18 protein-coding genes and 1 CRISPR repeat array are annotated in these 17,470 nt (G+C 70.4%); of the genes, 16 read left to right on the top strand and 2 right to left on the bottom strand.

The features are described from left to right. Nucleotides 1-56 precede the first annotated feature (56 nt). Nucleotides 57-1,517 carry an amidohydrolase family protein gene (locus tag OXG55_04615; protein ID MCY4102539.1) on the bottom strand — a complete coding sequence of 487 codons (1,461 nt, stop codon included), beginning with the start codon at nucleotides 1,515-1,517 and terminating at the stop codon, nucleotides 57-59. 274 nt (nucleotides 1,518-1,791) lie between these two features. Between OXG55_04615 and OXG55_04610 the strand changes: the two genes are divergently transcribed. The 16 genes from OXG55_04610 to OXG55_04535 all read left to right on the top strand — a co-directional run bounded on the left by OXG55_04610 (nucleotide 1,792) and on the right by OXG55_04535 (nucleotide 15,632). Beyond that, a complete protein-coding gene (locus tag OXG55_04610; protein ID MCY4102538.1) occupies nucleotides 1,792-2,541 on the top strand; it encodes an SDR family oxidoreductase in 750 nt (249 codons plus the stop codon). Nucleotides 2,542-2,629: 88 nt separating this feature from the next. Next, complete coding sequence (locus OXG55_04605) at nucleotides 2,630-3,868, top strand: serine hydroxymethyltransferase (GenBank protein ID MCY4102537.1); 1,239 nt, start codon at nucleotides 2,630-2,632, stop codon at nucleotides 3,866-3,868. Between the two features lie 395 nt (nucleotides 3,869-4,263). Next, nucleotides 4,264-5,475 (top strand): RCC1 domain-containing protein, encoded by a 1,212-nt coding sequence (locus OXG55_04600; protein ID MCY4102536.1) that lies wholly within the window; start codon nucleotides 4,264-4,266, stop codon nucleotides 5,473-5,475. Then, nucleotides 5,460-5,984 carry an RCC1 domain-containing protein gene (locus OXG55_04595; protein MCY4102535.1) on the top strand — a complete coding sequence of 175 codons (525 nt, stop codon included), beginning with the start codon at nucleotides 5,460-5,462 and terminating at the stop codon, nucleotides 5,982-5,984. The genes OXG55_04600 and OXG55_04595 overlap by 16 nt, the downstream gene beginning before the upstream one ends. Nucleotides 5,985-6,188: 204 nt before the next feature. Further along, nucleotides 6,189-6,494, top strand: a complete 306-nt coding sequence (locus OXG55_04590) for an AtpZ/AtpI family protein (GenBank protein MCY4102534.1) — start codon at nucleotides 6,189-6,191, stop codon at nucleotides 6,492-6,494. Continuing rightward, on the top strand, nucleotides 6,487-7,026 hold the full coding sequence (locus OXG55_04585; GenBank protein ID MCY4102533.1) for an ATP synthase subunit I: 540 nt from the start codon (nucleotides 6,487-6,489) through the stop codon (nucleotides 7,024-7,026). The genes OXG55_04590 and OXG55_04585 overlap by 8 nt, the downstream gene beginning before the upstream one ends. Then, nucleotides 7,023-7,787 (top strand): F0F1 ATP synthase subunit A, encoded by a 765-nt coding sequence (gene atpB / locus OXG55_04580; GenBank protein ID MCY4102532.1) that lies wholly within the window; start codon nucleotides 7,023-7,025, stop codon nucleotides 7,785-7,787. Before OXG55_04585 ends, atpB begins: the two co-directional genes overlap by 4 nt. Nucleotides 7,788-7,916: 129 nt before the next feature. Then, a complete protein-coding gene (atpE, locus tag OXG55_04575; protein MCY4102531.1) occupies nucleotides 7,917-8,126 on the top strand; it encodes an ATP synthase F0 subunit C in 210 nt (69 codons plus the stop codon). A 17-nt stretch (nucleotides 8,127-8,143) separates the two neighbouring features. After that, nucleotides 8,144-8,938 carry a F0F1 ATP synthase subunit B gene (atpF, locus tag OXG55_04570; GenBank protein MCY4102530.1) on the top strand — a complete coding sequence of 265 codons (795 nt, stop codon included), beginning with the start codon at nucleotides 8,144-8,146 and terminating at the stop codon, nucleotides 8,936-8,938. 34 nt (nucleotides 8,939-8,972) lie between these two features. Then, the gene (gene atpH / locus OXG55_04565) at nucleotides 8,973-9,500 is read left to right on the top strand and encodes an ATP synthase F1 subunit delta (GenBank protein MCY4102529.1); all 528 of its coding nucleotides are present in this window, start codon (nucleotides 8,973-8,975) and stop codon (nucleotides 9,498-9,500) included. Between the two features lie 7 nt (nucleotides 9,501-9,507). Beyond that, nucleotides 9,508-11,139: a F0F1 ATP synthase subunit alpha gene (atpA, locus tag OXG55_04560; protein ID MCY4102528.1), complete on the top strand. Its 1,632-nt coding sequence runs from the start codon at nucleotides 9,508-9,510 to the stop codon at nucleotides 11,137-11,139. A 126-nt stretch (nucleotides 11,140-11,265) separates the two neighbouring features. Beyond that, complete coding sequence (locus tag OXG55_04555) at nucleotides 11,266-12,165, top strand: F0F1 ATP synthase subunit gamma (protein MCY4102527.1); 900 nt, start codon at nucleotides 11,266-11,268, stop codon at nucleotides 12,163-12,165. Nucleotides 12,166-12,225: 60 nt separating this feature from the next. Then, entirely contained in the window at nucleotides 12,226-13,653 is a 1,428-nt protein-coding gene (atpD, locus tag OXG55_04550) for a F0F1 ATP synthase subunit beta (GenBank protein MCY4102526.1), read from the top strand. 1 nt (nucleotide 13,654) lies between these two features. After that, nucleotides 13,655-14,053: an ATP synthase F1 subunit epsilon gene (gene atpC, locus OXG55_04545; GenBank protein MCY4102525.1), complete on the top strand. Its 399-nt coding sequence runs from the start codon at nucleotides 13,655-13,657 to the stop codon at nucleotides 14,051-14,053. A gap of 228 nt (nucleotides 14,054-14,281) precedes the next feature. Next, nucleotides 14,282-15,076, top strand: a complete 795-nt coding sequence (locus OXG55_04540; protein MCY4102524.1) for an SDR family oxidoreductase — start codon at nucleotides 14,282-14,284, stop codon at nucleotides 15,074-15,076. A gap of 295 nt (nucleotides 15,077-15,371) precedes the next feature. After that, complete coding sequence (locus tag OXG55_04535) at nucleotides 15,372-15,632, top strand: hypothetical protein (GenBank protein ID MCY4102523.1); 261 nt, start codon at nucleotides 15,372-15,374, stop codon at nucleotides 15,630-15,632. A gap of 240 nt (nucleotides 15,633-15,872) precedes the next feature. Here the strand turns inward: OXG55_04535 and OXG55_04530 are convergent, their stop codons facing one another. Further along, nucleotides 15,873-16,883: a nucleotidyltransferase domain-containing protein gene (locus OXG55_04530; GenBank protein ID MCY4102522.1), complete on the bottom strand. Its 1,011-nt coding sequence runs from the start codon at nucleotides 16,881-16,883 to the stop codon at nucleotides 15,873-15,875. A 129-nt stretch (nucleotides 16,884-17,012) separates the two neighbouring features. Next, nucleotides 17,013-17,407: direct repeats of the CRISPR family, unit length 28 nt; unit sequence GGCTCACCCCCGCATGGGCGGGGACCAC. Between the last annotated feature and the right edge of the window lie 63 nt (nucleotides 17,408-17,470).

The following is a 17,470-nucleotide window of genomic DNA, read 5'->3' as shown; positions in this document are numbered from 1 at the left end:
GGCAGGGCGCCTCATCGTCGCTGCATCCCCGGCACCGGCTCCGCGGCCGGCCGCAATCAGCCGGCGGGCACCTGCGGCCAGGTGTGCGGCACCTCGATGCCCGCGCGGTGCAAGAGATCCCGCTGAGCCTCGGCAGCGGCGCTGCGGAGTTCGGCCGCGTCGACGGTGCTGCAGCGGCCGTCGCGCACCACGGCCCGTCCCCCGATGAACACGTCGCGTACGTCGCGCCCGTCGCTGCCCCACACCAACTGCAGAGCCACGTCACCGCGGGGCGTCAAGGCCGACGCCTCGCAGTCGAAGATCACCACGTCGGCCAGCTTGCCCACCTCCAGCGAACCGATCTCGGCGCCCTTGCCGATAGCCTCGGCGCCCCGGATGGTGGCCAACTCGAATGCGTGGTGCGCTCCGAATCCTTCGGGATCCACCGGCATGTCCCGCGCCAGTCCGGCCGCCAGCGCGGCGGCCCGCAGCACATCGGGCAGGTCGCCGGCGTTGCCCGCATCGCATCCCAGCGCCAGACGGCCGCCCCGGCGCGCCAACTCGAGGTGTCGCCCGGCCACCGTGACGCCCTGGCCCAACCGCAGGTAGGCCCACGGGCAGTAGGCGACGGCGGTCTCCGTGGTCAGCACGAGCTCCACTTCGTCGTCGTCCAGCCACACGCCGTGGGCCAGCAGCAGGTGACGGCCCAGGATCCCCAGCCGGTCGAAGTGCACGAGGGGCCGGGCACCGCGCTGGCGCAGGTAGCTCTCGGGGTCCGCGGAGGTGGGCGAGATGTGCATGGTCATGCCGCAGCCGGTGCCGCGTGCTAGGTCCGCAGCGCCGACGAGCAGTTCGTCGCTCGCCAGATCGTGTCCGACCAGCGTGACCCAGCCCTCCACGAGCCCGCCCGCCGGGTGCGCCGCCAGGACCTGCCGCTGGCGGTCCAGCACCTCGTCGGCGGGCGCTGCGAACGGGGCGTCGGCGATGTCCCACCCCCAAGTGCCCACGGTGCCGCGCACACCCACGGCCGCCATTCCCGCGGACACCCGGTCGGGGTTCGCCACGGTGCCCGCCTCCACGAGAGTGGTGACGCCGCAAAGCGCGCTCTGCGCGGCCGTGAGCGTGGCCGACAGTTCATCGTCGTCGGGCGTGTGCTCGGCATGCAGCGGCACCGACCACGAGAAGATTGACTCGCCGGGTGCCAGCAGGTCGGGGATGCAGCTGCGCACGAGGGGGTCGCCGGTGAGGTGCTGATGCGCGTTGATCAGCCCTGGCGTCACGATGCACCCGGATGCGTCCAGCTCGGCAGCATCCGGGTAGGCCGACCGCAGCGCCGCCGTTGAGCCGACCGCCACGATTCGGTCGCCGGCGATCACGACGGTGCCGCCCACCAGCACGTCCCGGCGGGCGTTCATCGTCACCACGTCACCGCCGCTGATCGCCAGCGCGGCGGGGAGGGCCTCCCCGCTCGGGCGCTCGGCGGGTGTATCCGTGCGGGCGGTCCCCACCGAGGAGTCGGGCTCTGGTGTACCCGCCATTCCCTGGCAGGGTAGTTGAGCCTGCGGCGAGCCCCGGATGCCGCGGGAGCCCGCGCGGTCCGGTGCCCTGTCACAGCCCGCGCCGCCTCGATCTCCCGCCCCCCGACCGGGTGCCGAGGGAATCTGTGCGGTCCGGCGCCTTCGGAGCCTGCTGAGCCATGCTGCGGACGCCTCGACCCGCGCGTCATTCCGGCGCAGGCCGGAATCCAGCCTTCAGCTACCCGACTGGCGCTGCCTGTGGATTGCTCAGCACACACCTCGGTACTATCGGCGCATGGATCTGGGGTTGCGAGGGCGACGAGCCGCGGTCGCCGCTTCCTCAGCCGGGCTGGGCTTGGCCGTGGCGGAGGCGCTGGCCGGTGAAGGTTGCAGCGTCGTCGTCTCCGGGCGGGATCCCGAGCGCTTGGCGCGCGCGGTCGAGGGCATTCCCGATGCTGTCCCGGTCGTGGCCGACGTGTCCGACGCAGCCGGGGCCGAGGTGTTCGTGCGGGACGCCCGCGACGCTCTCGGCGGGGGGATCGACATCCTCGTGGCGAACGCGGGCGGCCCGCCCGACGGCGGCTACGAGTCCTGCGAGCCGACGGACTACCTCGAGGCGGTTCACCTCAACCTGATGTCGGTGGTGGCCATGTGCTACGCCGTCACCGGTGAGATGCGGGCGCGCCGCTGGGGTCGGATCCTGGCGATCACCTCGGTCACGGCGCGCCACCCCCTGCCCGGCCTGATCCTCTCCAACACCGCGCGCGCCGGCGCCACGGGGTTCCTGAAGACGCTGGCGACCGAGCTCGCCGCCGACGGCGTCACCGTCAACTCCATCCAACCTGGCCTGCACGACACGGCCAGGCTCCGCTCGGTGTGGGGTGAGGATCTCCCGGCGGTGGTTGCCCGGAGGGTGCCGGCCGGCCGGCTCGGCGACGCTGGCGACTTCGGGCGTGTCGCCGCCCTGCTGTGCTCGGAGTGGGCCGGCTACGTCACCGGCGCGGCCGTCCCCGTCGACGGCGGCCTCGCCCAGGGTCTGCAGTAGCGCTCTCGATCGAAGCCCGCCACCCGCTGCGGTCACACCGGCGTCATACTTCCCCCGACATCCGCGGAGCATGCATAAGGAGCAGGCGATGCCGTGGCCCGACATCCATGACGACGTGCTCTTCGGCCACATCACCGCCGAGGTCGAGCGCCAGAACACCACCCTGCAACTCATCGCCTCGGAGAACTTCGCCTCCCCGGCGGTGCTGACGGCCACCGGCTCGGTGCTGACCAACAAGTACGCCGAGGGCTATCCGGGCCGGCGTTACTACGGCGGCAACAACGTCATCGACGAAGTGGAGGAGTTGGCCCGCGTCCGTTGCCGGGACCTGTTCGGCGCCGAGCACGCCAACGTGCAGCCCCACTCGGGCGCCAACGCCAACATGGCCGTCTACCAGGCCCTTCTGAAGCCCGGCGACGTGGTGCTCGGCATGGCCCTGGACCAGGGCGGCCACCTCACCCACGGCTCGCCGGTCAACGCCAGCGGGATCCTGTACCGCTTCGTGGCCTACGGGGTGGGGGCCGATGAGCGGATCGACTTCGACGAGGTCCGCGAGGTTGCGCTCGAGCACAGGCCCCGGCTCATCGTGGCCGGCGCAACGGCCTATCCCCGGCTGATTCCCCCCGAGCCGCTGCGCGCCATAGCCGATGAGGTGGGTGCGCTGCTGCTGTTCGATGCGGCGCACATCGCCGGTCTCATCGTCGGCGGTGCGCACCCCGATCCAGTGCCGCACGCCGACGTGGTCACGTTCACCACCCACAAGACCCTGCGCGGCCCCCGAGGCGGCTGCATCGTCTGCAAGGAGCCCTATGCCCGCGCCGTCGACAGGGCGGTGTTCCCCGGCAGCCAGGGCGGACCGCTGGAGCACGTGATCGCCGCCAAGGCGGTGGCGTTCGCCGAGGCCGCCACCCCGGCCTTCGCCGCCTACGCAGCCGGCGTCGTCGCCAACGCCCGCGCCCTGGCCGCAGCGCTGGCGCAGGAGGGGTTCCGGCTGGTCTCCGGCGGGACCGACAACCACCTGATGCTGGTGGATCTGCGCAGCTTCGATGCCGATCTCACCGGTGCCGAGGCGCAGACCACCCTGGACCGGGCCGGGATCACCCTCAACAAGAACACCATTCCCGGCGACGAGCGTTCCCCGTTCGTCACGAGCGGGTTGCGCATCGGCACCGCCGCGGTCACCACCCAGGGCATGGGGCCCGACGAGATGGAGCAGATAGCGGCGCTGATCGGCCACACCCTGCGCCACCGCGACGACGAATCCGTCCCGCCCACTGTGCGCGACGAGGTGCGCGACCTCTGCGGCCGCTTCACCCCCTACCCGTAGGGGCACAGCCCGGGACCCTCATCTGTCGGATGGTCGGGCGGTTGTGGTCGGAAGCCGTGAGGCGGCGGCGCTTGGTCGGTGTCGTGGTGGTGGTGTGGTTGGTGGCGGGGTCTTGTGCGGGTTCTGGTCGCACCTCTCAAGCGGGCTCGGTGACCGGAAGCGAGAGCTTGTCCGGCGCGGCGGCACCAGGGCCTGAGGGGCGTGTCGGTGGTTCTGGGGGCGTGGCTGCAGGTGATGGGTTGGCCGAGGTCCTGGAACCGGAGCCGGATACATCGTTGGACGGCTCCGCGGGCTCGGGTCCGGTCGCGGTTGAGGGTTTGGTCGCGGTGTCGGAGGGGCCCGCTGGCGGAATGGGCGGTTCCGTTTCGGGCGGGTCGGGTTTTTCGGCTGTGGCGGTGGGTTACAGGTTCGGGTGTGCGGTTCGTTCCGATGGGTCGGTGGTGTGTTGGGGCGACAACGAGTTCGGCCAGACCGACGCGCCGCGGGGCCGGTTCGTCGACGTGGTGACCGATGTTCTGGGCACGGCGTGCGGGTTGCGCGTCGACGGCCGGGGGGAGTGTTGGGGCAGGCATGGCGAGGAGTACACGGCTGTGTTGGAGGGGGAACTGGCCGCGGTCGAGGCCGGTGTGGACGTCGTCTGCGGTATCCGCCGGGCGGGCGGGACCGTGGTGTGTTCGGGCGATTATCGCGACGATTACGCTCCCTGGGTGCCCGGGTGGACCGTGGGGGTGCCTGCGGTGGCGCTGGCGGTGGAGAGCTTCGCGTCGTGTCTCGTCACCGGCGCGGGCCGGCTGATGTGCAATTCGAGTCCGCGGCATGATTTCGCGCCGCCGCCCGGCGGGGGTTTCGTGTCGGTGGTGCTGGGGTATCGGTACGGTTGCGCGCTGCGCGAAGGCGGGGAGGTGGCGTGTTGGGGGGATGACCGGTTCGGCCAGTCGTCGCCGCCGGGGGGCCGGTTCTCGGAGATCCACGCCACGGGGATGTTCACGTGCGGGCTGCGCGTGGGGGGCGGCCTGGAGTGTTGGGGGCGGGACGACTGGGGGGAGACGCGGGCGCCCGGCGGGGCGTTCGCGGCGGTCTCGGCCGGGTCGGACTTGAGTTGCGGGCTGCGCCCCGGCGGCGAGGCGGAATGCTGGGGCGACAACTCGTGGTGGGCGGCGAGCCCGCCGCCGGGGCGGTTCAGCGCGGTGGCCGCCGGGAGGAAGGTCGCCTGCGGCATACGCCCCGGCGGGGCGGCGGAGTGTTGGGGCCTGCGCGCCTCCGACCACGCCCTGACGGGCGCCTTCGGGTCGTTGAGCCTCGACGGGCACGGCTGCGGGCTGCGCCCCGACGGGCGGCTGGCTTGCCTGGCACCGGAGGTGCACAGGCGCCACTACGTCCATTCCCCCCCTGACGGCCCCCCCGGTTTCGATTACTCCAAGGCTCATTACTACGGCCAGGAAGGGGAGCCCGAGCCGCCGACGGCGCCGCTCGCCCGGGCGACCGGCGCGTTCGTGTCGGTGAGCGGGTCGGCGTCGCCTGCGGTCACGACACAGGATGGGGCAGGGTCGGCGAGACACCGCCCCGCGAGGCCGACAGCCCCCAGGACGGCGTGTACACGAAGCTGAGCGTCGGCTACGGGCGCCTCTGGCGGGACCCCAGAAGCATCGACGCCTGGAGCCGCAACCCCACCAGACAGCACGCCTGCGCCATCGACGCCGCCGGCGGCCTCGCCTGCTGGGGAAACAACTCTCTCGGCCAGACGACGCCCCCGCCTCCGTGGCTCGACGCCGCCCCCTACGGCGATGTCGCCGCCGGATACAAGCACACCTGCGCCCTGGACCGCCGCGGCGAGGCGCTCTGCTGGGGCGACAAGACATACGGCCAGACCGACCCGCCCCCAGGCCCGTTCACGCAGCTCAGCGCCGGGATGTGGCACACCTGCGGCCTCCGCCCCGACGGCGACGTGGAATGCTGGGGCGACCACTACGCCGGCGAATACACCCTCTACGACGCCCCGCCCCCCGGCGCGCCCGCCGCGCCGCCCCCCGGGCCCTACACCCAGGTCGCCGCCGGCCAATGGCACACCTGCGCCCTCCGCCCCGACGGCCGCGTCGAGTGCTGGTACAGCTATTGAAATGACCCACGGCCGGCGTCGGCGTACTCCTGGGCGCTACTCCCAAGGGCTCGGGCGATGCGGGTCGCCTGCACCGCTCAAAGGGCGGATCGGCACGAGCGGCCGGGGCGGCGGGGGTTGTGAGCCGAACCGGTCGCCGGTAGCTTGCGCGTGGTTTCACAAGCGGCTGCTCGGGCCGTGCGCGGCAGGTGGGGATCATCGCAGGTGGCTGACAGGTTGGGCGAAGAGACGGGCATGGGCCGGCGCGACCTCCGCAAGCACGGCGCGCACGTGAGGCCGCACGGCGCCGGCGACGCGCTGTCCACGGCCTTCGAGATGATCGCCACGCCCGCACTGTTCGCCTTCTTCGGTCTGCTGCTCGACAGGGGCGTCGGCACGACGCCGCTCTTCACGCTGCTGTTCATGTCGATCGTGCTGGCCTACACCACCTGGAAGGCGTTCAAGCGCTACGAGCAGCGGATGCAGACCTTCGAGAGCAGGCTGCCGGGACGGCGAGGCTCCGATGTCTGAGCGGATCCCCACACCCGCAGCGGGTCCGGCGCCCGACGCTCCCGAGCGGAGGGTCGCCGGCGACATCGCCCGCAGGGGCCTCCTGGCAGGTCCGCCGCTGGTGCTGTTCTGCGCACTCGGCTGGGGGCTGGACGGGCTCTGGTCGGCCCTGCTGGCGCTGGGCCTGGTGCTTTTCAACTTCCTGGCGGGGGCGGCCATCATCGGGCTGTGCGCCCGCGTCTCCCCGACGGTGCTGATGGCCGGCGTGCTCGTCGGCTACTTCCTGCGCCTCGGGATCATCACCGCGGTGGTCGTGCCGATCCGCAATGAGGCGTGGTTCGACGCGGTGCCGTTCGCCATCGTGCTGCTGGTGCTGCACATCGGCCTGCTGATCTGGGAGTTGCGCCATGTGGCGGCCTCGCTGGCGCACCCCGACCTGCATCCTGGTACGGGCCTGTTCCGTACCGGCGCACGCAAGCGTCCCCGCCGGGGGCGCGGCGCAGATCCGGGCACCCAGACCGCTCCGGCAAGTGACGCGAGCGTGACGGCATGAGCATCTTCGCCCTGGACTTCCCGGCGGTCACCCATCTCTTCGAGTGGCCCGACATCGCCTTCAGCGACACCTACCTGGCGCTCAACAAGACGTCGCTGATCTACCTCGCGGGGATGATCCTCACCGTGGTCACCTTCGGCTTGGCCGCCCGGAAGCGTGCCCTCGTGCCCAGCGGCGTACAACACGTTGCCGAGGGCGGCATCAACTTCGTCGAGCAGAACATCGTGATGCAGACCATCGGTTCCGACGGCCGGCGGTTCATGCCGTTCCTCACGTCGCTGTTCTTCTTCATCTTCTTCATCAACATCTTCGAGGTCATCCCGTTCATCCAGTTCCCGGGCAATTCCCGGATGGCGGTTCCGCTGCTGCTGGCCCTCGTCGTCTGGGTGATCTACAACTACATCGGGATCCGCAGCCAGGGTCTGGGCGGCTACCTCAAGAACTCGCTGTTCCCGCCGGGGGTGCCCAAGGCGCTGTACCTCATCGTGGCCCCCATCGAGTTGTTCTCGACTTTCCTGATCCGGCCTCTCAGCCTGGCGATCCGGCTCTGGGCCAACATGATGGCGGGGCACCTGCTGCTGGTCACCTTCGCCGTGCTGTCGGCCGCGCTCTGGGGCTTCGGCTACGTGCCGGGGCTGCTGCCGTTCTTCATGCTGGTGCTGCTGACCGCCTTCGAGATCTTCGTGAGCGCCCTGCAGGCCTTCATCTTCACGATCCTCACCGCCGTGTACATCGGCGGCTCCCTGCATCCGGAGCACTAGCCGCCGAACCCATCCGCCAACCGGACTCGATCGAAAGAACCGCATCCCACCAAGAGGAGAAGCAACGTGAACCTCCTTGCCACAATCGGCATCCTTGCCCAGACAGAAGCAGGCGAGTTCCTCGACGGCCTGCAGGCCATCGGCGCCGGACTCGGCTACGGCCTGGCGGCCATCGGTCCGGGCATCGGCATCGGCCTCGTGGTCGGCAACGCCGTCACGGCGATGGCCCGCCAGCCCGAGTCGGCCGGCATGGTGCGAACCACCATGTTCCTCGGCATCGCCTTCACCGAGGCCTTGGCCCTCATCGGTTTCGTCGTCTTCATCCTGCTGCTTCCGTAGCCGGCGGGGGCCACGCCATGAGAGCACGCATCCAGGACGGCGGACGGGCGAGGCGCCCGTCGCGGCTGCGACGGCGAGCGATCGCCGGCGCGCTGATATTCCTCGTAGCCACCGGGCTCGGCACCTCACCGGTGATCGCCGCGGGCGAGACGCCCGGAGCCTGCGTCGTCGAGAAGGTCGAAGCCCTCGAGTTCGGCGGCCGTCACGGCGGCGAGGCGCTGGCGCTCCTCGAGGAGACCGCCGCAAGGGGCGTCGACGAGGGCGCCGAGGAGAAGTTCAAGTCCTTCGAGAAGAAACTGCAGAGTTGCCTCGACGCTCCGAACCCGATTATTCCCGAGGTGACCGAGATCATCTGGGGCGGCATCGCCTTCGTGGTGCTGCTGGCGCTGATGCAGTGGAAGCTGTTCCCGGCCGTCAAGCGGGGCATGGACCGGCGCGCCGAGAAGATCCGCGACGACCTCGACGCGGCCGAGACGGCGCGGACCGAGGCGCTCGAGGTCAAGGCGGGCTACGAGGCCGAACTGGCCGACGCTCGCGCCGAGGCCGGCCGCATCATCGACGCGGCCCGGAGCGACGCCGAGGGTGTGCGGGCCGATCTGATCGCCCGCGCCGAGGCGGAGGCCGCCGAACTGCGGCAGCGCGCGGACCAGGACGTCGAAGCGGCCAAGCGCCAGGCGCTCAGCGACATGCAGAGTGAGGTCTCGGCAATCGTCATCGGCGCCGCCGAGACGGTCATCGGACGGAACCTCGACCACGACACGCAGGTGGAGCTCATCGAGAGCTACATCGACGACGTCGGGTCGCGTAACTAGCCCGCCGCAACGGTCGCCACCCAGGAAGGCCCCGATGTCCGCCGAGAAGGTCAGCAGCTACGCCGAGGCGCTGGTCGCCGTGGTGCAGGCCGAGGGAGACCTGGCCGCCACCGAGGACGAACTGTTCGCCGTGGCGCGGGCGCTGGCCGACTCCGACGATTTGCGAGAGGTGCTTGCCGACCGGCGCATCCCCGCCGCCCGCCGGCAGCAGATCGTGGAGGATCTGCTCGGGGGCCACGCCGCCGAGACCACCGTGGCGCTCGTGTCGATGGTGGTGGGTGCCGGGCGCGGCAGCGACCTCGTGCGGATCATCGAGGCGGCCGTGGAGCGCAGCGCCGGCCTCCGCAACAAGGCTGTGGCGGAGGTCCGCTCGGCGATCGCTCTCAGCGACGATCAGCAGCAACGCCTGGCCGAGGCGCTGCGGCGGGCCACCGGCAAGGACGTCACGGTCAAGGTGATCGTGGATGCCAACGTCATGGGCGGTCTCGTCACCCGCATCGGCGACGAGGTCATCGACGGCAGCGTCCGCACCCGCATCAACCAACTGCGTGAAGCGTTCTAGGAGAGACATGGCAACCTTCACACTCGACACCGGCGACATCACCGCCGCGATCCGTCGAAATCTCGAAGGCTTCTCCCCCGAGATCAGCCAGACCCAGGTCGGTCGCATCGTGGAAGTGGGCGACGGCATCGCCCGCATCAGCGGCCTGCCGGGCGCGGCGGTCAACGAGATGCTCGAGTTCGAGGACGGCACCGTCGGACTGGCCCTGAACCTGGACGAGGACACCGTCGGTGCCGTGGTGCTCGGCGAAGTCGACGACATCGAGGAGGGCCAGGCCGTGCGGGCCACCGGCGACATCCTCTCGATCCCGGTGGGCGACGCGCTGCTGGGCAGGGTGGTGAACGCCCTCGGCGAACCCATCGACGGCAAGGGCCCCCTCGGTGCAGTCGAGACCCGCCGCATGGAGGTGCAGGCCCCTGGGATCACCGGCCGCAAGCCGGTTCACGAGCCGATGCAGACGGGGATCAAGGCGATCGATTCGCTGATCCCGATCGGCCGTGGCCAGCGCGAGCTCATCATCGGCGACCGCAAGACGGGCAAGACCACCATCGCAGTGGACACGATCCTGAACCAGCGCGGCCAGGACGTGCGCTGCATCTACGTGGCCATCGGCCAGAAGGCCTCCACCGTGGCCCAGACCGTGGCCACCTTCGCCGAGCACGGGGCTCTCGAATACACGGTCGTCGTGGTGGCGCCCGCCTCGGACCCGGCGCCGTTCAAGTACCTGGCGCCCTACGCCGGCTGCGCCCTCGGCCAGCACTGGATGGACAACGGCGGCCACGCCCTCGTGGTCTACGACGACCTCTCCAAGCAGGCCGAGGCCTACCGCCAGATGTCGCTGCTGCTGCGGCGTCCCCCGGGTCGCGAGGCCTACCCGGGCGATGTCTTCTACCTGCACAGCCGGCTGCTGGAGCGCGCCGCCAAGCTGAGCGACGATCGCGGGGCCGGGTCGCTGACGGCGCTGCCGATCATCGAGACCAAGGCCGGCGACGTGTCGGCCTACATCCCCACCAACGTCATCTCCATCACCGACGGTCAGATCTACCTCCAGGACGATCTCTTCAAGTCGGGCATCCGCCCGGCTGTGGACGTGGGCATCTCTGTCTCCCGGGTGGGTTCGGCCGCGCAGATCAAGGCCATGAAGACCGCCGTGGGCACGCTGAAGGCCGACCTGCAGCAGTTCCGTGAACTGGAGGCGTTCGCCGCCTTCGGCTCCGACCTCGACGCCGTGTCGCAGGCCCAGCTGGAGCGCGGCTACCGGCTGACCGAACTGCTGAAGCAGGGCATCAACAGCCCCATGCCCGTCGAGGAGCAGGTGATCTCCATCTTCGCCGGCACCAGCGGCCGCCTGGACGCCGTCCCCACCGACGACGTGCCGCGCTTCGAGGCGGGCCTCCTGGAGTTCGCCCGCAGCAGGCACGCCGATCTGCTGCGCACCATCGTCGAGACGGGCGCCGCCGACCCCTCTGCCGTCGAGGCCGTGGTGACGGCGTTCGCCGAGCAGTTCCAGGCGAGCGTCGCCGAGGGCGGGACCGAGCCGGAGGCCGCCGAGCAGGCCGACGCCTCGAGCAGCATGGTCGACTCCGACCGCACGCTGCCCGAGGAGGAGATCGACCGCCCCGAAACCGACGACGCATAGGCGGGGGGCTCGGGCATGGTGAGGACCACCCCTGTTGTCATTCCGGCGGAGGCCGGTATCCACCGCCCGGCGGCCCGGCTGGGGCTGCGGACGGTTCTTGCGAAGGCCTCCTAGGCGGGTCGGGTCGTGCCGGGCGGCGAGGAACGGATCCTCCGGCGTCGGATCTCTTCGGTCCAATCCACGAAGAAGATCACGCGGGCGATGGAGTTGATCGCCGCCACGCGGGTCGTCAAGGCCCAACAGCGCGCCCACGCCGCCCGCCCCTACGCCAACCGGATCACGAGCGTCATCGAGGACCTCGCCGCCGCCGGGGCGGCCACCGAGCACGCCCTGCTGCGGCAGAGCGACGAGATCCGCCGGGTGGCCTACGTCATCATCACCTCCGACCGCGGCCTGGCCGGCCCCTACAACTCCTCAGTGATCCGGGCCGCCGAGCGGGAGATCATGGCCGGCACCCGCGAGGGTCGGGACTACTCCCTGCTCCTGGTCGGACGGAAGGGGCGGGACTACTTCAGGTTCCGCAACTACCGGATAGACGCCTCGTTCGAGGGCATGAGCGACACCCCGCGCTACGCCGACGCCCGGAGGCTGTCCGAAGAGGTGTCCGGCCGCTTCGTCTCAGGAGATGTCGACCAGGTGATCCTGGTCTACATGGAGTTCATCTCACTGGGGTCGCAGAAGGTGGCCGTGCGCCGCTTCCTGCCCCTCGCCACCATCGAGGAGATCGCCGCACTGGGCGGCGGCAGCGCCGAGGCGCGCGCCGCCTTCGAGTTCGAGCCCTCGCCCTCGGGGGTGCTGGAAGTGCTGTTGCCCCGCTACGTGGAGAGCCGGCTCTTCTCGGCCCTGCTGGACGCCGCCGCCTCCGAGCACGCCAACCGGCAGCGGGCCATGAAGGCCGCCACCGACAACGCCGAGGAACTGATCGTGAAGCTGACCCGCATGATGAACCGCGCCCGCCAGGACGCCATCACGACCGAGATCATGGAGATCGTGGGCGGGGCCGAGGCCCTGCGCAGCGCCGGCTAGTCGCCGCGCCGGGGCCGCCGAGCACCGCCCGACCAGAACGAAGGTGACGAGGAGAGACAGATGAGCGAAAACACCCCCGCCGGCCGGGTCGTGGCCATCGCCGGCCCGGTGATCGACGCGGAGTTCCCGCCCGACGCCCTGCCGGAGATCAACACGGCGGTGTCCTTCGACGTGACCGTTGACGGGGAGACCGTCACGGTGCTGGCCGAGGTCGCCCAGCAGATCGGCGAGGGCCGGGTCCGCGCCATCGCGCTTCGCCCCACCGACGGGCTGACCCGCGGCACGCCGGTGCGCAACCTGGGCCGGGGCATCGCGGTGCCGGTGGGCGACGTCACCCTGGGTCACGTGTGGAACGTGCTCGGCGACTGCCTGGACACCGACCGCGACAGCCTCGACGTCGGCGAGGAGTGGGAGATCCACCGTCCGGCCCCGCCGTTCGACGAGCTGGAGCCCACGACGCAGATGTTCGAGACCGGCATCAAGGTCATCGACCTGCTGACCCCTTACAAGCAGGGCGGCAAGATCGGCCTGTTCGGCGGGGCGGGCGTCGGCAAGACGGTGCTCATCACCGAGATGATCCGGCGGGTGGCCGAGCAGCATGGCGGCGTGTCGGTGTTCGCCGGCGTGGGAGAGCGCACCCGTGAGGGCACCGACCTGTTCCTGGAGATGGGCGAGTCCGGCGTGCTGGAGAAGGCCGCCCTGGTGTTCGGCCAGATGGACGAGCCCCCCGGCGTGCGCCTGCGCGTGGGCCTGGCCGGCGTGACCATGGCGGAGTACTTCCGGGACGTCCAGAATCAGGACGTGCTGCTGTTCATCGACAACATCTTCCGCTTCGTGCAGGCGGGCTCGGAGGTGTCCACGCTGCTGGGCCGCATGCCCTCGGCGGTGGGTTACCAGCCCACCTTGGCCGACGAGATGGGCGAGTTGCAGGAGCGGATCACGACCACGAGGGGCCGCTCGATCACCTCGCTGCAGGCGGTGTACGTGCCGGCTGACGACTACACCGACCCGGCGCCGTTCACGTCGTTCACCCACTTCGACGGCACGACGGAGCTGTCCCGCGACATCGCCGCCCTGGGCATCTACCCGGCTGTGGATCCGCTTGCCTCCACCTCCACGATCCTCACCCCCGAAGTGGTCGGAGATCGGCACTACGGGGTGGCTCGGCGCGTGCAGGAGATCCTGCAGCGCTACAAGGAGCTGCAGGACATCATCGCCATCCTGGGTCTCGACGAGTTGTCCGAGGAGGACAAGGTGACCGTGTCGCGCGCCCGCAAGGTGCAGCGCTTCCTCTCCCAGCCCATGTTCGTGGCCGAGGTCTTCACCGGCATGCCGGGCATTTTCACGTCGGTCTCCGAGACGGTGGAGAGCTTCGAGGCGCTGGTCTCCGGCGATCTGGACGACCTGCCCGAGCAGGCGTTCTTCATGGTCGGCGGCGCCGAGGACGCCAAGCGCAAGGCGGCCGAGTTGCAGGCGCAGGCGGCGTAGCGTGTCCCTGCGGGTCGAGTTGGTTTCCCCCGAGGAGGTCGTCCTGGAGGCGACCGCCTCGATGGTGCTGGTCCGCACCACCGACGGGGACATCGCCTTCCAGCCCGGCCACGTTCCGTTCGTGGGGGTGCTGCTGCCCGAGCGGGTGCGGATCTACACCACCGACGGCGAGACCCGGATGATCGCCGTGCACAGCGGCTTCGTGGAGGTCTCGGGGGACAAGGTGGCGATCCTGTCCGACGCGGCAGAGCTGGCGGCCGAGATCGATGTGGACCGTGCGACGGCGGCCGCCGAGCGGGCGAGGGCCGCGCTCGTTGAGGAGCCCGACGACACCGAGGCGGCGGCGGCTCTCAAGCGAGCCGAGGTGCGCCTGGCCGTGGCCGCCGGGACGGTGATCTAGCTGCTGCGGCGTACTCGATTCGTCATTCCGGCGAAGCCCAGAATCCACACGCCAGCGGCCTGATCAGCGTCTCCAGTGGATCGCGCAGCGCACGTCCAAGGGGGCACTGCCTGGGAGCAACTCACTTGCCGGGCGGCTGGCTGGGGCATTCTGACCGGTACTGCGTAGCCTGCGGACGGTTGCAAGGGCGGCCGTTCCGGACGGTGTGCCCTCAGAGGAGATCACCCGATGAAGCGAATCATGTGGAGCCGGGCGCTGGTGACGGGGGCATCGGCTGGCATCGGCAAGGCCATGGTCGGGGAGTTGGCGCGCCGAGGCACCCACCTGGTCCTCGTGGCGCGCAACGCCGAGCGCCTCGGGAAGCTCGCCGCGTCGCTGGAGGTCCCGGCCGAGGTGCTTCCGGCCGACCTCACCGATCCGGCGCAACTCGATGCCGTGGCTCGCCGCTGCGCTGCCGCCGATGAGCCCATCGACCTGCTCGTCAACAACGCGGGCATCTGGAGTTTCGGCCCCCTCACCGGTCCTGCCGGCGATGTGGCCGAGGAGATGGTGGCGCTCAACGTGGCGGCCGTGGTGTCGCTCAGCCGGGCCGCCGCCGGCCAGATGGTCGCCAAGGGCCGCGGATCCATCCTCAACGTCTCCTCCATCGCCGGGTCACAGCCGCTGCCCTACGAGGCCGTCTACGCCGCCTCGAAAGTATTCGTCACCTATTTCGGGCAGGGACTCCACGAGGAACTCCGCGACACCGGTGTGACGGTCACTACGGTGGCACCCGGCCTCACCCGCAGCGAGCTGCACGCCCGCGCCGGCCAGCAGCGCCAGATCAGCAAGGCCCCCGGCTGGCTGTGGATGGAGGCCGAGCAGGTCGCCCACCTGGCGCTCCGGGCCGCGGCGCGCCGGAAGGTCGTCTACGTCCCCGGCCTGGGCTACCGGATCGCCTCGAGCCTCGCCGAGGTGATGCCCCGCACCGTCAACCGCCGCATGGCCGCCATCATCAACAGGGGCCGAGCCCACCTGACCTGAGCGTCGCCTGTCCGTCGGGGCGACCGCCGACTGCTGGGCAACCGCTGCTCGGTGCTGCCGCCCCGGCCGGGAATTCGCAGCGCCGGGCAGACTGTCGTTCGCCGTGCAACCGGCGGTCGGTCCACCGCCGGGCCGGTCTCCGCTGGTCGGTGCCGCTGTCGGGACCCTGCCGCCACGCAACCGCTATCCGCTGTAGCGGTTGATATATCGTGAACCCACTATTGGCACGTCGCCCTCGCGTTTGGCGGTGGCTCAAGAGTCGCTGGTTGCGCAAGGCACGGGGGGGGGGCGGCCCGTGAAAGAGTCCGGCATTTACGGCCAGGTCTCGGACAACCGGGAGATCTTCGAGGCGAAGTACCGCCGGGACTTGGAGTGCACCGATCTCGGTCGCGTCGCGCTGATGCACGACGGGCAGGTAGTCGACATCTTCGACGACGACTACACCGCCTCGCGCGCAGGATTCAACAGATTCCCCGCCGGCCGATTCTCCACCCACCCCATCGGTCATCCCCCGACACGACTCGGCTGCCTCGGCATGTCACTCCTGCCCGCGTAAGCAAGGTGGCCAACTCCTCGACTAGCCAAGTGCTGGGGATGGACTATCTGGCGGACCACGACTTCGCGATACGGCGAGGTGTGTTCGAGTTCATTTGACCTGTGCAGTTGATCAGTCCGGCGCGATGCCACTGCGATTCTGGCCATCATGATCTTCCCGGCCAAGCCTCATCCGACCCGAGGGCCAGGGGCTGCGGGGTGTTATTGGGCCATCGCGGGCGAGAAGGCCCGCGGGAAGCGGCTAGACGTCCAGGCCGCTAACTGCAGGGACGCCCGCGCGCACATCCTGGGCCGCAATGAGGGCTGCCAGGCGATCTCGGCTGGCGGCAGCGGCGGCCAGTTTGGGATCGCCTGGGTCGATATTGCGCTGTAGGTGCTCGGCGAGCACGGCGGCGACATCCGGGGCCATCACGGCGTAGGAGCCGGCAAGACGATCCGCCCTGGCCCAAACCAGGGGCGCATCATCGGGGTAGGTCCCCTCCTCGCGCCACGACGACAGGACGTCGATGTCGACGCCGTAGCGCTCGAGGACTTCCCTGACCGCCGAGCGGGCGGGCTCGGGGACGTCCCGCTCGAGGCGGGCGAGGCCTCGCCGGATCTTGTGGCCGTTTCGTTTCAGATCCTGCTTCGTCGGGGACTTCTCGGCGTACAACACCGCCAGGGCTTTCAGGGAGGTCTCGACGGTCATCGCCGCGGCCGCGCAGACGCGCACCAGCCGGTTCAGGCGGGCGGTCTCCTGGTCCTCTGGGGTCGCGTCGGGGTCCTCTTCGGTGATACTCCGGCGGGTGTCGTTGGCGAGGCCTTCCAGGGCGGGCAGCACCCACGTACGGAACTGGCCCAGAGCCTCCTGGGGATTACTCATCGGCAACACCATCTCCTTGTCCCAATCCGCTGCACTCTCGCTCGCCGCGGCGGCGAGGGGGACCGTGTCGGCGGCGATGCGGCGCTCGAATGAGGACGACACTCGCTTGATACGGGCACGCCACTCCGGACGATCCGTCACGTGCACCTGCACCGGCCATGCCACCGCGGCGGTGGCGACGGCCTCCAACTCCCGGCGGCGCACATCGCGGACCGCATAATCCAGGTCGGCGAAGATCGCCACTAGGTCGATGTCGCTGTCGTCGGTGGCGGTGCCGCGGGCCACCGACCCGAACAGCAACACCTCGGCAACGCCGGCTTCGATCAGCGCCGCCGCCGCCGCCTCCGCGTCAACCAGACTCGGCGCACCCGCTGGCGCAACAACGGCCATGTCCACAGCCTACGTTCCGGCAGGCGTGGCGGCGAGGGACGGGAGCGGGGCTGTTGTGGGCCAATCGCGGGCGAGTTCAATGCTCACGCGGCCCGAGGGCCGGGTGCTGGGGTCGCCATCCACCGGGTGAGCCGGCACCCGCATGGGCGGGGACCACCGCGGCCGCGGCTGCGCGAGTAGGCGCCCCGGGGGCTCACCCCCGCATGGGCGGGGACCACAAGGATCAGAGGCAGCGGGCGTCACTGGACAGGGGCTCACCCCCGCATGGGCGGGGACCACAGTCCCTACAGCCAGATGGCAGGCGTCTAGATGGGCTCACCCCCGCATGGGCGGGGATCACCTTGATCTTGGCATCGGCAATCAATTGGGGCAGGGCTCACCCCCGCATGGGCGGGGACCACGCTTCGGCCGCAACGCTTCGCCTACGCCTTCCGTGGCTCACCCCCGCATGGGCGGGGACCACTCGTTTCCCGGCAACCGCGGAAACCTTTACCGGGGCTCACCCCCGCATGGGCGGGGACCACGTTGCTTCGGCTAGGAGACTGCTGAGCAAGTGGGGTCGGTGTCGGGGCTTGGGGCGCCGGCGG

The organism is bacterium (assembly GCA_026708055.1).
Classification (GTDB): Bacteria; Actinomycetota; Acidimicrobiia; order Acidimicrobiales; family CATQHL01; genus VXNF01.
This window is presented reverse-complemented; position numbering and strand designations above follow the sequence as displayed.